The organism is Pseudoflavonifractor capillosus, from assembly GCF_016899775.1.
Taxonomy (GTDB): Bacteria; Bacillota; Clostridia; order Oscillospirales; family Oscillospiraceae; genus Lawsonibacter.
Map to the genome: position 1 here is coordinate 1 of NZ_JACJJE010000067.1, position 13,718 is coordinate 13,718.

Below are 13,718 nucleotides of genomic sequence, written 5' to 3' on the forward strand. Positions count from 1 at the left end.
GGGCCGGGGTCGGGCTCCGCCGCGGTCTCCCACACCAGGACGAAGGGGGAGAAGCCGCCGGGCTCCACAGTGAAGGAAATGCCGTTGGAGTTGTTGGTCACTTCGACTTCTTTAATGTTGCTATCGGCGATATCATCGGGGTCAAAGCCGGTATTATCGCCACCAGAGGTATCCCGGTGCAGGTCCTCAAAGTGCAGCAGTTTGAAGGTGGTGTTCTGGTCCGTGGTGGCCGGATAGCCCCAGTAGATGGTCACAGGTTTGCTGGCTTTGATCCAGGCGTTGCCGTTGTTGGCGTCTACTAGGTCCAGGTACTTGGCCTCGTAGTGGCGGATACCATCGGTGGCACCCAGTTTGGTATCTACGGCATTTTCCAGCGCATCAATGCGGTCCACATCATCGGATGTAATGATTTCGTCAAACAGCAGAGAGGGCTTGCTGTCCGTGGGCAGAGCCACATCCGTGTCGTTCAGGGTGTAGGTGGTGCCTGCCGGAGCAACCGCCGTGGCGGAACCCGACGTGACAGGCGCGGTAATTGCATCCACAATATCGCTGGTGGGGTCATCAGCCTCCACTGCGCGGACGGTCAGCACACCGGGGCCGGTGATGACGGTGCAGGTGTAATACTCATCAGCCGCCTTTACCTGCACCTCACCGGCAGTTTCACCGGCATAGATCGTCACGGTGTACTCTTTGAACACATCCGTCTCGGGGGTGAATTCGTCCTCCGTTACCACGTTTGTACCGTCGCTGTACTGCACGCGGACAGAAACGCCGTTCTCGGCCACCGGTTCGAAGCGATAGTAGCCGCCGCCGACCTCTTCCAATGTCCAGCTATTGCGGCTCTCGCTGTTCTCAAAGATCAGGTCTGTTAGGGCAACAGCCGCCGGGCCGCCCTTGACCTGGAAGATCGGGCGGGGCAGAGAACCGCTGTCCTCGACGTCAACTTTGCCGCCCTCATTATTCACAACGCCCTCATAGCCGCCGTTGCCGCCCATATAGGCGGTCAGGCTGGCAGGGATGACCGTGATGATATCGGACGGCTGAGTTTCTTGTAGGAACACAACCGCATAGCCATTCGCGCTGCGCTCCAGAGGCAGCCGGAAGCTCTCGCCCCCTGTCACAGCAATGAGGGTGCTCTCGCCCGCCGTATCTACCGCACCAGTCTTGTCCGTCGGCACAATCGCAGCGAAGAGGAGCTTATCCTCGTCATAGCTGAGCCCGGAAATGTCCAGCGTCACATTGCTGTCAGACTGATACCAGAAGGAGCCAACAACCGTGTCCAAGTAGTCATAATCTTCAGTGTCATACTTGCTCGTGGCTGCCGTCTCACACGCCGCAGCCGCATTGCCCAGCTTGACGCCGTTGATGCGGTCGATGGTGAAGCCGTACTTTTCCATAAAGAACTGCGCGTTTGCCATAACAGCGCCATCATCAAACTTGTAGTTTGTGGTGATGCTAGACTTTGAGCCTTCTTTTGTAGCAGAGAAATCGTTAGACACTCCACCTTCAGCGGTGCAAGTCCCTTCATCCGCGTCAGGAGTGAGCGTCGCCTTCATATAGTTGTCAGAAATTGTGCCGTCGGTTATCTCAACGCAACCTTCTTCGGACTGGAACGCAACGCCGCCGCCGACCTCAGCTGTGTAGTTGCCGGAAATCGTGCCGCCTTCCATGTAGAAGCTGCCACCCTGACGGACAAACACGCCGCCGCCGTCCATGGATGCATAGTTATCCTGGATGGTACCGCCATACATGGTAAAGCTTCCGTCACTGACAAGAATAGCACCGCCAGTTTCTTTGGAATAGTTCCCAATCATTTCTGCGCCATCATACATGGTAACAAAGCTATCGCCGTGGTTGGTGATGGCAATGGCACCGCCGCGATCTGTGCTGTAGTTATAGTTGATCTTGCCATATACGTCCATAGTATTGCCACCCTGGATATAAAGTGTGCCATAGGCAACTTTATTGTGGTGAATGTTCGCAGATGGCCCAACAGTGATTTTTGTGTCGACACATTGCAGAATATGGCTTCCGTCGGTATTTACATGATCAATTTCACCATTCAAAATAAGCATAGCGTCAGAAGCAAAGAAACAATTGCCTACTCCGTTCCAATCATGAATTCGAGCACCACTCTCCATCTCAAGGGTTCCCTCGTGGATGAGGTTAAACATGGCACCACTTGCAAGAGACTTGTCTGTAAACGTGTTATAGATGTCGCAACCGTCACCCAGTGTACCATTCGCACCAGAACGGAGGTGAGCAATATACCCACCTGTTCCTTGCCACATTTCAGAGTTGGATGTGATGTCATAGATGCGGCCAGAAATATTGACTTCGCCAGAGTCAGCATAAACCACGCGGCCGTTCAAGTTGGAAATCTCTGCACCCTGCTCCATGACGAACTCGCCGCCCTGAAGCCAGATCGCACCAGCGGGACCAAAATCCGGCTCAACGTCGGTTTTCCATGTCGATCCAGATTCTGATTTCAGTTCTGCCTTCACTTTGGGAGCGCCGTCGCGATTGAATTCCTGATCATCATAAATCGCGCTGCCGGCCTGCATCACAAGCACGCCACCGGAGACGCGCACGGCAGACATGCCACCATAGTTCTTCAGCACCGCACCATCTCCCAGCGTGACGATGGCGGTGTTGTTATAGGTGGCGATCATGGCGTCCTGCACAATGTCCGTGTTCTGATAAGTCAGTGGTTCGCCATAATAGGTTACACCGCTGTCGTTTGTTGCGGAATATGTGAAGCCTGTGGTTCCTGTCCCGGACGAGGCAGCCTGAAGAAAATAGACGAAATCTTCGTCTTCTCCTTCCGCTGTGTTGTAGTCCTTGCCGCCCTGCAGGCCCGCATCATCCAGAATGATGTTCTCCAGGACCAGGGAGGACTCCTGGTTGAAGGACGATCCGCCCACCTCAATCAGCGCGCCATTGTAGCCACCACGGGCAGGGTCCGTTACAGCGGTAAAAGGAGTCCCTCTCGTCAGGGTCACGGGTTCGTCCGGGTCGAAGCTCGTAATGGTCAGATGCTTGTTCCAGAAGCGGGCGATCTCGGTCATGGTCAGGTCGGTCATGACATAGATGGTATCGCCGTTTTTGGCCACTCTTACCGCATGGGCCAGTGTTTGAACAGGGGCCCCCTGATCAGTTCCAAGATTAGGGTCTTCCTCTGTCCCATCGTTACCGTCCGCCGACACATACACCGCACCCTCTGCGTAAGGAACCGGCTCCCCGGCGGTCTCGGCGCCCATCTGCTCCTCCGTGGGGACCGAGTTGGCAGGCGTCTTGGGTTCCTCAGTCTCGCCGGTCTCCTCGGTTTCACCGGGTTCCTCGGTCTCATCGGGGATCTCAGTTTCGCTGGGCTCCTCGGGCTCACCGGGCGTCTCGGGCTCACCGGGGACCTCGCCGCCAGTCTGCTCCTCCTCGCCCGTGCACCGGAGCACGTCTGCTGCGCAGACCGGACAGTCCTCATTGAAGTTGTCTTCGGTACACCGTGTATCGCAGATACAGGTCTCGGTTTCTGGGTTTTCGCCTTCGTCTTCCAATGCAAAGGCAGAAACCGGCAACAGGGAGACGATCATGCACAGGGACATAACCGCCGCCAACAATCGTTTTTTCATTTTGCCTTTTTCCTCCTTACTTATTTCAAATGGCCGCCCCATCATCGCGGGGCCCGCATTCCTCACACGCCGCTCACCCCCTGTCCAGCATAAACAAAATAAATGTTTTGACATAATTTTTGACCAAAATACCAAAACGCCGCCTATAAGTAAGAGCATTATAGCACGGAAATCCCAAATTTTCAAGGGAGTCTTCCTGGCTTTGGGTGCAAAAACTCGGCTGCATAGACCATCGCTGTTCATGCAGCAGGATTTTTGCGCCCTTTTTCTGTTGATGTAGCCTTTGCCGGCTGCCAGGTCTCCGGTTTTCAGGAGATTCTTTGTCCTGCCCGCCCCAACTATGTATCAAAACATTTATTTTGTTTATTGGACCAGGCGCAGTTTCCTTAAAATTTCCGCGTGCTCCGCGCCGGTGGAGATGAGGTAGATGCGGGTGGTCTCCACGCTGCTGTGCCCCAGCACGTCGGCCAGCTTCACCACGTCCCGGCACACCTTATAGAAGGTCCGGGCGAACAGGTGCCGCAGGTTGTGAGGGAACACCTTGCTGGGGGCCACCCCGGCCGACTTGCACAGCCGCTTCATCTCCGCCCAGATCTGCCGTCTGGACAAACTTTTTCCGCTTCTGGTGCGAAAAATCTCGCCGGAGGCGATTTTTTGTGCCCTGGCGTACTTTTTCAGCTTCCGGCACAGCTTGCCGGGGAGCAGAATGGTGCGCAGCTTCCCTTTCAGGGAGACCTCCGCCCGCCCGGCCCGCGCCGCCTCCACCGTGATATACTTCACCTCGCTCACCCGGATGCCGGTGGCGCAGATGGTCTCCAGCAGCAAAGCTAACCGCTCCCGGCCCAGACCGTGGGCGGCGGACAGGAGGCGCTCATACTCCTCCCGGGTGAGCTCCCGCCGGTCGTCCCGGAACAGCTTCCGCTGGATTTTCAGGGCCTTCACCTTGCAGTCCTCCCAGCCCAGAAAGGCAAAAAACTGGTTCACCGCCGCCACCATGGAGTTGACAGTGACGGGAGCATAGCCCCCCTCCAGCAGGCTGTCCCGCCAGGCCGCCGTCCGCTCCCGGCTCACCGCTCCCCCGCCTGCCCATGCGGCAAATTGACATACATCCCGCCGGTATTTCTCAATGGTCCCCGGACTGCGCTCCGCGGCCCGCAAAGCGCGGACAAAGGCGGCGGTCTGGCCCGGTGACAGGTATCGTTTGTCCATTGATTCGACCTCCATCCCAAAATATCTCTTATTTTACCTGGGATCGGAAGGTTTATGCAGGCGTCATGCCCCGGGAAAGGGCCGCTCCCCTTACGCCGGAGTAAACAAAATGCCGCCCCGCCGGAACAAAGTTAGTCCGGCGGGGCGGCCTGATGACGGGAAATTTAAGCCTCCTGGTAGAGCTCCAGAATGGCCCCGTCCTTCCAGACGAAGGCCAGCCGGTCCCCCTTGTCGTTGGCGGCCATGGGGCCGCAGATGACAGAGTCGGCGTCGGCGATGTAGTGCTCCAGATCGTCCACCTTGTAGGCCACGTGGGGGTTGCGGTGGATCTCCTCGGGGAAGGGGGTGCCCTCCTCAAACTTCAGGTACTCGATCTTGTAGTCGTAGTCGTCCACGTTGCTGACCCAGAACTTGGCCCCCTCATTGTAGACCATGCCGGGCTTCTTGTTGGTGATGGGGATGCCGATGTGCATATAAGTGGCGGACATAGCGATTCCTCCTTATTTGGCGTTCTTGACTTCCTGGTAGACCTCGTAGGCCTGCTGAGCGGTGTAGCCCTCGTGGACCACCTTGCCGATGGCCTGGGCCATGCCGGCGGGGCAGTCGGACTGGAAGATGTTCCGGCCCATGTCCACGCCGTGGGCGCCCTGGTCGATGGCCTTGTAGGCCATCTCCAGCGCCTCCAGCTCGGGCAGCTTTTTGCCCCCGGCGATGACGATGGGCACCGGACAGGCGGCGGCCACCCGCTCAAAGCCGTCGCAGAAGTAGCTCTTGACGATGTTGGCCCCGTTCTCGGCCAGCACCCGGGTGGCCAGCAGGAAGAACTTCTCCGTGCGCTCCATCTCCTTGCCCACGGCCACCACGCCCAGGGTGGGGATGCCGTACCGGGCGCCGGCGTCAGCGGTGCGGCACAGCAGCTCCAGGGAGCGGCTCTCGCCGGAGGCGCCAATGAAGGTCTGCACCGCCATGCAGTCGGCGTCCATGCGGATGGCGTTCTCAATGTCGCAGGCGATGCCGCCGCCGTTGGACATGTCGTCGTAGAGGACGGTGGAGTCGTAGGTTACCCGTACGCAGCGGGCCACCCGCTGGGCGGGAGAGATGCAGGAGCGGATGACTCCCTTGGTGCCCATCAGCACGTCCACATAGGGGATGAGAGGCGGGATCACCAGGTCGATGCGCTCCAAACCGGCGGTGGGGCCCATGATGTAGCCGTGGTCAAAGGCCAGCATCACCGCGTTGCCCGACTTGGGGTTGAACATGCGGGCCAGGCGGCTCTTCATGCCGAAGTCACAATTGGCCGCCCCCCGGACATAAAAGCCCTCCTGGGCCACGGGCACATCCAGATGGTAGTCATGGGCGGCCTTGTTTCCGATATTGTCTGCCATGGCTTACTCCTTGCTGTACGCGGGGGTGTGGCAGGGGGTGTTCCAAAGGTGGATGAACTCCTCGTCCCACTTGGCGATATTCATCTGGAAGCCGCCGGCCTCCTGCACGGTGAGGATCTCGCCTACCATGCTGGCCACCACCTCAATGTCCCGGGCCTTCAGGAACTCCACCGTGTCCTTGAACAGCACCAGCATCTCCATGGTGGTGGTGGCGCCGCAGCCGTTGATCATCACAAAAGTCTTGTCCCCGGCCTTCAGGTCCAGGGCCTTGCACAGGGCCCCGGCCACGTGCTCCACGGTGTCCTTGGAGGACATCATGGGCACCCGGACGCCGCCGCCCTCGCCGTGCTGGCCGGCGCCGATCTCCATCAGGTCGGTCTCTCCCAGGTCGCCGAAGGACATGCCGTTCTGGGGGTGGGTGGCGTCGGTGGACTTGACGGTGAGGGAGGCCATGCTGTCCGCGTAGCGCTGGGCGATCTCCGCCACCTCATCCAGGCTCTTGCCCTCCCGGGCGGCCGCTGCGGCGATGTGGTACAGGGCCACCGCGCCGGCCAGGCCCCGCTTGTTGTCCTCGCCGTTGGGGTCGTACTGGATCTCCTCGCCGGTAACCACCTGGCGCACGTTGAGGCCCGCCTTCTTGGCCAGCTTCATGGCCTGCTTGCCCGCCAGCTGGTCGCCGGCGTAGTTCAGGGTGAGCAGCAGCACGCCGTGGCCCTTGTCCGCCAGCTTCATGGCGTCAAAGACCAGCTGTCCGTTGGGGGCGGCGAAGATGTCGCCCACCGCCTGGACGTCCAGCATGCCCTTGCCCACAAAGCCCGCCTGGGCGGGCTCGTGGCCGGAGCCGCCGTAGGTGACGATGGTCACCCGGTCCGCGCCGGCCAGGTCGCGGCTGACAACCAGATGGCCGTCCACGTCCAGAATGTCGGGGTAGGCAAGGCCCAGTCCCACCAGCTCCTCGTCGGTGATGGTCTCAGGGGCGTTGATAAACTTCTTCATTTTCATATGCAGTACCTCTCATTCAAACAGAGTCAGTTGGATTCGGAGGAGTCCTGAGCCAGGCCCCGGAAGAAATAGGCCATGGACATGGCACCGGCGTCCGGGGTCCCGATGGTCTGGGCGCCGTAGCTCTTGGCCCGGCCGAACTTGGACACAAAGTTTTTGGAGTTCTCCGCGCCGGCCGCGGCGGCCTGAGCCGCGGCGGCGAACAGCCCGGCCTCGTCCGCTCCGGCATAGGCGGCGACGGCCTCACTGGCGGGGATGAGGGCGTCCATCATGGTCTTGTCCCCCACCTTGGCGCCGGACATGTCGTTGAGCTCCTCCAGAGCCTGGGCAAATACGGCCTGGAGGCCCGGCACGTCGATCTCCTCACCCTCGGGGGCGGCCTCCTGCATGCCGTCCAGCCAGGTGTTCCACAGCGGGACAGCGCTGCCCCCGTTCAGGGACATGACGGCGGTGGCCGCGTCGTCCAGCATGGCCTGAATCCCGCCGTCGGACTGGTCCACCGCGTCGGAGATGGCCTTGGCGATCTTGGTCATGGTCAGTCCGTGGTCGGCGTCACCGAATTTGGAGTCAATCTCCGTCAGCTCCTGCTCGGCGGAGATCACCGACGCACAGGCATGTTTCAGCCTGGCGGCAAACTGTTCTTTTGTCATCTGCTGTCACCTCCTTTTCAGAGAGCGGTGGGCGCAGCGCCGCCGCCGGAGGGCGGAGCGGACGCTGCAGAGATGTTACATCTGTGCAAAATATACGCCGACAAGTTACAAAAGTCAATTATATAAGGTGGAATTCCATGAAATAGACAGAAAAATCAAAGCAGATTTAGACAAAATATATAAAGCGCGGAGCGCCTTTTGAGAGGCGCTCCGCGCTTTGCAGTTACATATGTTACTTATGAGGGCAGCAGAGCACGGACCAGCTCCGCCCGGGCGGCGATGTGTGTGAAGATGCCGGAGTGGAGCGCTCCGCGCAGGGCTTTGGCGCTGGTGTTGGCTGAACAGACCCCAATGATCCTGGGGCACCGCTTCAGAAGCTCAATGGGGATCTGGATGGCGAAATCCTGGTCGGACTGAATGACGGTGCCCGCCTCGTTGAAGTAGTAGATCAGCATTCGGCCGCAGGCCCGCTGGTCCTGGAGCAGGCTCCCATACCGGACCAGGGAGGCAAAATCCGGGCTGGAGGGGTAGTCGCCGATGTTCACCAGAGCCGTGTCGATCTGTTCCCACTGCTGGCAGATCTGGCGGTAGATCTCGGTGGAGCACAGCAGCTGCTGCTCCTCCAGACTCTCCGGCAGGGCGGGCAGGTAGAGGAAGTGGGGGACGGCGCCCAGCTGCTGGGCCATCAGGCGGACGTTTTCGTTGGACTGGTAGTTGCGGGCGGGGATGCTGGCGTTGCCCACCAGGGGGCAGATGTCGGTGATGGCGCTGTGGGGCTGGGGGTGCTGCTCCAACCAGGTCACCAGCTGGCCGATGAGGTAGCCCCAGCCCACCCCCAGGCGGCGGGCGCCGATCTCCCCCAGCAGGGCCACCGCCCCCTGAGAGAGCCGCTGGTTGGTCTCGTCGCTGTCCGCCCCATCCTCCACCAGGACGCCCCCCTGGATCAGGCCGGCGCTCCGGAGCTGCTCCAGCAGGGCGTCCGACTGGCGCTCCGGGTCGTGGATCTTGATCTCCACCACGCCGAACTCCCGGGCCTCCGCCAGGAGACGGCTGACCATGGGGCGGGAGATCCCCAATTCCCGGGCAATATCGCTCTGTTTCTGGTCCTCCAGGTAGTACCGGCGGGCCGCATAGACAAGCCGTTTTTGTTTTTCCAAACTCAGTTTCACATTGGGGCCCCTTTTCTCCACGATGTTACATATGTTACTTATAGCATAAAGCGCCCGGGGATGCAAGGTTCCAGTCCGGAAAAAGAGGCGGCAGCCCTTGGAAGGCGGGGCGGCGGCAAGTGTAAACAAATTATGAACCCCCTTGCATTTTCGGCGGAGCGCGCTATAATAATGTTAGCACTCATAGAAAACGAGTGCTAACATTATTTTTCTTTTTGTTATCAAAATACTTTCTTATACATGGAGGAATCGGAAATTATGGCAAAGAAACAGTTTAAGGCGGAATCCAAGCGCCTGCTGGACCTGATGATCAACTCGATTTACACCCACAAGGAGATCTTCCTCCGGGAGCTCATCTCCAACGCCAGCGACGCGGAGGACAAGCTGGCCTATAAGGCCCTCACCGACGACCAGGTGCCGGTGGACCGCAGTCAGCTGAAAATCACCATCGTGCCCGATAAGGAGAAGCGCACCCTCACCATCTCCGACAACGGCGTGGGCATGACGAAGGAGGAGCTGGAGAACAACCTGGGCACCATCGCCCACAGCGGCTCCCTCCAGTTCAAGCAGGAGATGGACCAGGAGCACAAGGGGGAGGACATCGACGTCATCGGCCAGTTCGGCGTGGGCTTCTACTCCGCCTTCATGGTGGCCGACGCGGTCACCGTCATCTCCAAGGCCTACGGCAGCGACGAGGCCTTCATGTGGCAGTCCGACGGGGCTGACGGGTACACCATTACCCCCTGTGAGAAGGACGCTCCCGGCAGCGACATCATCATGCACATCAAGCCCAACGCCGACGAGGAAAACTACGACCAGTATCTGGAGACCTACAAGCTCCAGGAGCTCATCAAGAAGTACTCCGACTACATCCGCTACCCCATTGTCATGGAGGTGGAGGACTACCGCCAGAAGCCCAAGCCCGAGGACGCCGGGGACGACTACAAGCCCGAGTGGGAGACGGTGAAGGAGTGGAAGACCATCAACTCCATGGTCCCCCTGTGGCAGCGGCCCAAGGCCAAGGTCACCGGCGAGGAGTACAACAGCTTCTACAAGGAGAAGTTCATGGACTGGCAGGACCCCCTGGCCGTCATCCACACCAGCGCCGAGGGCGCGGTGACCTACAAGGCCCTGCTGTATATCCCCCAAAAAGCCCCCTACGACTTCTACACCCGGGAGTACCAGAAGGGCCTGCAGCTCTACTCCTCCGGCGTGATGATCATGGACAAGTGCGCCGACCTGCTGCCCGACTACTTCCGCTTCGTCAAAGGCGTGGTGGACTCCCCCGACTTCTCCCTGAACATCAGCCGTGAAATCCTCCAGCATGACCGGCAGCTGAAGGTGATTGCCAACGCCCTGGAGAAGAAGATCAAGGGCGAGCTGGAGAAGATGCAGGAGGACGACCCGGAGAAGTACGAGAAGTTCTGGGCCGCCTTCGGCAGCCAGATCAAGTACGGCGTGGTGGCCGACTACGGGGCCCATAAGGATAAGCTGAAAGACCTGCTCCTGTTCTGGTCCTCCAAGGAGGGCAAGAACACCACCCTGGCCGCCTACAAGGACCGCATGAGCGAGGACCAGCCCTATTACTACTACGCCTGCGGCGAGAGTGTGGACAAGATCGCCAAGCTGCCCCAGGTGGAGCGCATCCTGGACAAGGGCTATGAGATCCTCTACTGCACCGAGGACGTGGACGACTTCGTCATGCAGGCCCTGGGGGAGATCGACGGGAAGAAGTTCATGTCCGCCACCGCCGAGGACGCCCTGCCCCAGACCGACGAGGAGAAGAAGCAGGCCGAGGAGAAGGCCGAGGCCGGCAAGCCCGTGCTGGAGGCGGTGAAGAACGCGTTGGGCGACCAGGTGAAGGAGGTCCGCATCTCCAAGATCCTGAAGTCGGGCGCCTGCTGTCTGTCCGCCGACGGCCCCGTCTCCCTGGAGATGGAGCGCTACATGCGCAAGCTGGAGGGCGGCGAGCACATGAAGGCCCAGCGGGTGCTGGAGCTCAACGCCGACTCCGCCCCCTACGCCGCCCTGAAGAAGGCGGTGGATTCCGGCGATCAGGCCACCGTGGAGAAGTATTCCAAGCTGCTCTACGGCCAGGCCCTCCTGCTGGCCGACCTGCCCCTGGAAAATCCTTCTGAGTACGCCGAGCTGGTGTGCTCCCTGATGGTGTAAGGGCCGCGGAGGGTCCCCTCTCCCCTGCCCCGAAGATAAGCGAAAAAAAGGACGCTGGAGCGTGCTCCAGCGCCCTTTTTATCGTTTTGTCTGTGAAATCAGAGCCGCTCCACCTGCTCCTGGTCCAGGACCTGGATGCCCCGGCTGGCCAGGGCGGTCTCGGCGGCCTTGTCGTCGGCCACCCGGAAGATCATATAGGCGTGGTCCACGTCCTTGCCCCCCAGGAAGGCGTACATGTACTCCACGTTCACCTTGGCGTCGGTGAGCACCTGGAGCACCCGGTTCAAGCCGCCGGGCACGTCGGGGATGGCCACCCCCACCACAGGGGTGAGGCTGTGGACGTAGCCCGCGTCCTTGAGCAGGGTGGTGGTCTTGTACAGGTCGTTGACGATGAGGCGGACGATGCCGAAGTCCTTGGTCTCGGCCAGGGAGAGGGCCCGCATGTCGATCTGCCCCTGGGCCAGCACGGCGGTGAGGGCGTACAGGGCCCCGGGCTTATTTTCCACAAAGACGGAGATCTGCTTCATGCTCATAGCGTTGTACCCTCCTTAAATTTTCCGCTTGTCGATGACGCGGACGGCCTTGCCCTCGCTGCGGACGATGGACTTGGGGGCCACCAGGGTGACCTTGGCGGCCAGGCCCAGCATGGACCGCAGGCCGTCCACCAGCTCCTTCTGCCGGCGCTCGATCTCGCCCATGTTGTCGGTGAACATCTCGGGGGTCATCTCTACCTGCACGTCCAGGGTGTCGGTGGAGCGCACCCGGTCCACGATGATCTGGTAGTTGGCCGGGTAGCCGTGGTTGAGCAGCACCGTCTCAATCTGGGACGGGAACACGTTCACGCCGCGGATAATGAGCATATCGTCGGTGCGGCCGCGGGGCTTGGTCATCTTCACATGGGTGCGGCCGCAGGAGCACTTCTCATGGCTGAGTACGCAGATGTCCCGGGTGCGGTAGCGCAGCAGGGGGAAGGCCTCCTTGGTGATGGAGGTGAACACCAGCTCGCCCTGCTGGCCGTCGGGGAGGACCTCGCCGGTCTCCGGGTCGATGATCTCGGCGATGAAGTGGTCCTCGTTGATGTGCATACCCGACTGGGCGGAGCACTCAAAGGCCACGCCGGGACCGGACAGCTCGGTGAGGCCGTAGATGTCATAGGCCTTGATGCCCAGGGTGTTCTGGATGTCCTGGCGCATCTCCTCGCTCCAGGCCTCCGCGCCGAAGATGCCCGCCTTCAGGGGGATCTGGTCGGGGGTGAGGCCCATCTCCTTCATGGTCTCGCCGATGTAGGCGGCGTAGGAGGGGGTGCAGCACAGGATGGTGGCGTTCAGGTCCCGGATGAACATGATCTGCCGCTCGGTGTTGCCCGAGGAGGTGGGGATGGTGAGGCAGCCCACCTTGTGGCTGCCGCCGTTGAGGCCGGGGCCGCCGGTGAACAGGCCGTAGCCGTAGGACACCTGGCACACGTCCTCGTTGGTGCCGCCGGCGGCCACGATGGCCCGGGCGCAGCAGTCCTCCCACAGGTCGATGTCGTGCTGGGTGTAGAAGGCCACCACCCGCTTGCCGGTGGTGCCGGAGGTGGACTGGATGCGCACGCAGTCCTTCAGGGGCTTGGCTACCAGGCCATAGGGATAGGCCTCCCGCAGGTCGGCTTTGGAGATAAAGGGCAGCTTATGCAGGTCTTCCGTCCCCTTGATGTCCTCCGGGGTCAGGCCCTTGGCCTCCATCTTCTTGCGGTAGTAGGGCACATTGTCCCACACATGCTTCACCTGCTTGACCAGGCGCTCGTCCTGCCAAGCCTTGATCTGTTCCCGAGACGCGGTCTCAATCTCGGGCTGGTAGTACCGTTCCATTGGGATCATCCCTTTCTTGATTTGATTTTTCGCAGGAGAATTTCGCCGCTCACCTCCTTAAGCCTTCCCCCTGGGGGCCGACTCCCCTTGTCAAGGGGAGATGGCCGAAGGCCAGAGGGGATAGGGTCAGGTGCCCCCGAAGGGGGCGGATGAGGGGGCGGGTTTCGGATTAGGTTCTTTTTCCGCAGGGGGATTCCGCCGCCTGCGGGCGGCCCGGTGTGCCGCCCCTACGACATTCAGGAGGGGCTTCCGGTTTTGCCGTAGGGGCCGACGACCTCGGCGGCCCGCGGGCGCACACTGTGCGCCCCTACGAAGAGGCGGGGGAATTGCCACGACGGGCGGGTGAGGACACCCGCCCCTACGGCAGAGCAGATATCGAAACGGTTTCGTTCTTTTCGTAGGGGCCGGTCCCGTCCCTTCCAGTCCGCCGGATGGTTTGTAACACCCGTAGGGGCGGCCCCATGTGGCCGCTTGCTGAGGCTGCGTATTGTTTAAATCCGGCTCAGCCGCTGTCCCAGGGCCACGCCCAGAAGACAGAGGACCATGCTGAGGACCATATAGCTCCCGCCCAGCAGCCACCTCCCCTTCTCCAGCAGGGTCAGGCTCTCCAGGGAGAAGGTGGAGAAGGTGGTGCTGTCTCTTATACACATCT

At 60.6% G+C, this 13,718-nt stretch carries 10 protein-coding genes and 1 pseudogene; 1 reads left to right on the top strand and 10 read right to left on the bottom strand.

Annotation, left to right across the window (positions count from 1 at the left end):
• The 7 genes and pseudogenes from H6B31_RS14670 to H6B31_RS14700 form a co-directional block, all read right to left on the bottom strand.
• Window positions 1-3,629: pseudogene (locus tag H6B31_RS14670) on the bottom strand (hypothetical protein); the annotation flags it as partial.
• Between the two features lie 363 nt (window positions 3,630-3,992).
• Window positions 3,993-4,838: a tyrosine-type recombinase/integrase gene (locus tag H6B31_RS14675; RefSeq protein ID WP_204899182.1), complete on the bottom strand. Its 846-nt coding sequence runs from the start codon at window positions 4,836-4,838 to the stop codon at window positions 3,993-3,995.
• Between the two features lie 164 nt (window positions 4,839-5,002).
• Window positions 5,003-5,326 (bottom strand): VOC family protein, encoded by a 324-nt coding sequence (locus H6B31_RS14680; protein WP_087292014.1) that lies wholly within the window; start codon window positions 5,324-5,326, stop codon window positions 5,003-5,005.
• Between the two features lie 12 nt (window positions 5,327-5,338).
• A complete protein-coding gene (gene lsrF / locus H6B31_RS14685) occupies window positions 5,339-6,223 on the bottom strand; it encodes a 3-hydroxy-5-phosphonooxypentane-2,4-dione thiolase (protein WP_087292017.1) in 885 nt (294 codons plus the stop codon).
• 3 nt (window positions 6,224-6,226) lie between these two features.
• The gene (locus tag H6B31_RS14690) at window positions 6,227-7,225 is read right to left on the bottom strand and encodes a dihydroxyacetone kinase subunit DhaK (protein WP_204899183.1); all 999 of its coding nucleotides are present in this window, start codon (window positions 7,223-7,225) and stop codon (window positions 6,227-6,229) included.
• Window positions 7,226-7,251: 26 nt separating this feature from the next.
• Complete coding sequence (locus H6B31_RS14695) at window positions 7,252-7,875, bottom strand: DAK2 domain-containing protein (protein WP_204899184.1); 624 nt, start codon at window positions 7,873-7,875, stop codon at window positions 7,252-7,254.
• A 236-nt stretch (window positions 7,876-8,111) separates the two neighbouring features.
• Window positions 8,112-9,044 carry a sugar-binding domain-containing protein gene (locus H6B31_RS14700; protein ID WP_204899185.1) on the bottom strand — a complete coding sequence of 311 codons (933 nt, stop codon included), beginning with the start codon at window positions 9,042-9,044 and terminating at the stop codon, window positions 8,112-8,114.
• A 258-nt stretch (window positions 9,045-9,302) separates the two neighbouring features.
• On the opposite strand from H6B31_RS14700, the gene htpG reads away from it, so the two are divergent.
• A complete protein-coding gene (gene htpG, locus H6B31_RS14705; RefSeq protein ID WP_204899186.1) occupies window positions 9,303-11,216 on the top strand; it encodes a molecular chaperone HtpG in 1,914 nt (637 codons plus the stop codon).
• Between the two features lie 98 nt (window positions 11,217-11,314).
• Here the strand turns inward: htpG and H6B31_RS14710 are convergent, their stop codons facing one another.
• The 3 genes from H6B31_RS14710 to H6B31_RS17835 all read right to left on the bottom strand — a co-directional run bounded on the left by H6B31_RS14710 (window position 11,315) and on the right by H6B31_RS17835 (window position 13,716).
• Window positions 11,315-11,749, bottom strand: coding sequence for an ACT domain-containing protein (locus H6B31_RS14710; RefSeq protein WP_204899187.1), 435 nt, complete (start codon window positions 11,747-11,749; stop codon window positions 11,315-11,317).
• A 15-nt stretch (window positions 11,750-11,764) separates the two neighbouring features.
• Window positions 11,765-13,066, bottom strand: a complete 1,302-nt coding sequence (locus H6B31_RS14715; protein ID WP_204899188.1) for a phenylacetate--CoA ligase family protein — start codon at window positions 13,064-13,066, stop codon at window positions 11,765-11,767.
• A gap of 491 nt (window positions 13,067-13,557) precedes the next feature.
• On the bottom strand, window positions 13,558-13,716 hold the full coding sequence (locus H6B31_RS17835; protein WP_204899189.1) for a fluoride efflux transporter FluC: 159 nt from the start codon (window positions 13,714-13,716) through the stop codon (window positions 13,558-13,560).
• Window positions 13,717-13,718 lie beyond the last annotated feature (2 nt).

Coding starts and splice junctions, on each gene's coding strand:
- lsrF (WP_087292017.1), bottom strand. CDS start 6,223: ATGGCAGACAATATCGGAAACAAGGCCGCCCATGACTACCATCTGGAT.
- H6B31_RS14675 (WP_204899182.1), bottom strand. CDS start 4,838: ATGGACAAACGATACCTGTCACCGGGCCAGACCGCCGCCTTTGTCCGC.
- H6B31_RS14690 (WP_204899183.1), bottom strand. CDS start 7,225: ATGAAAATGAAGAAGTTTATCAACGCCCCTGAGACCATCACCGACGAG.
- H6B31_RS14715 (WP_204899188.1), bottom strand. CDS start 13,066: ATGGAACGGTACTACCAGCCCGAGATTGAGACCGCGTCTCGGGAACAG.
- H6B31_RS14710 (WP_204899187.1), bottom strand. CDS start 11,749: ATGAGCATGAAGCAGATCTCCGTCTTTGTGGAAAATAAGCCCGGGGCC.
- htpG (WP_204899186.1), top strand. CDS start 9,303: ATGGCAAAGAAACAGTTTAAGGCGGAATCCAAGCGCCTGCTGGACCTG.
- H6B31_RS14680 (WP_087292014.1), bottom strand. CDS start 5,326: ATGTCCGCCACTTATATGCACATCGGCATCCCCATCACCAACAAGAAG.
- H6B31_RS14695 (WP_204899184.1), bottom strand. CDS start 7,875: ATGACAAAAGAACAGTTTGCCGCCAGGCTGAAACATGCCTGTGCGTCG.
- H6B31_RS17835 (WP_204899189.1), bottom strand. CDS start 13,716: ATGTGTATAAGAGACAGCACCACCTTCTCCACCTTCTCCCTGGAGAGC.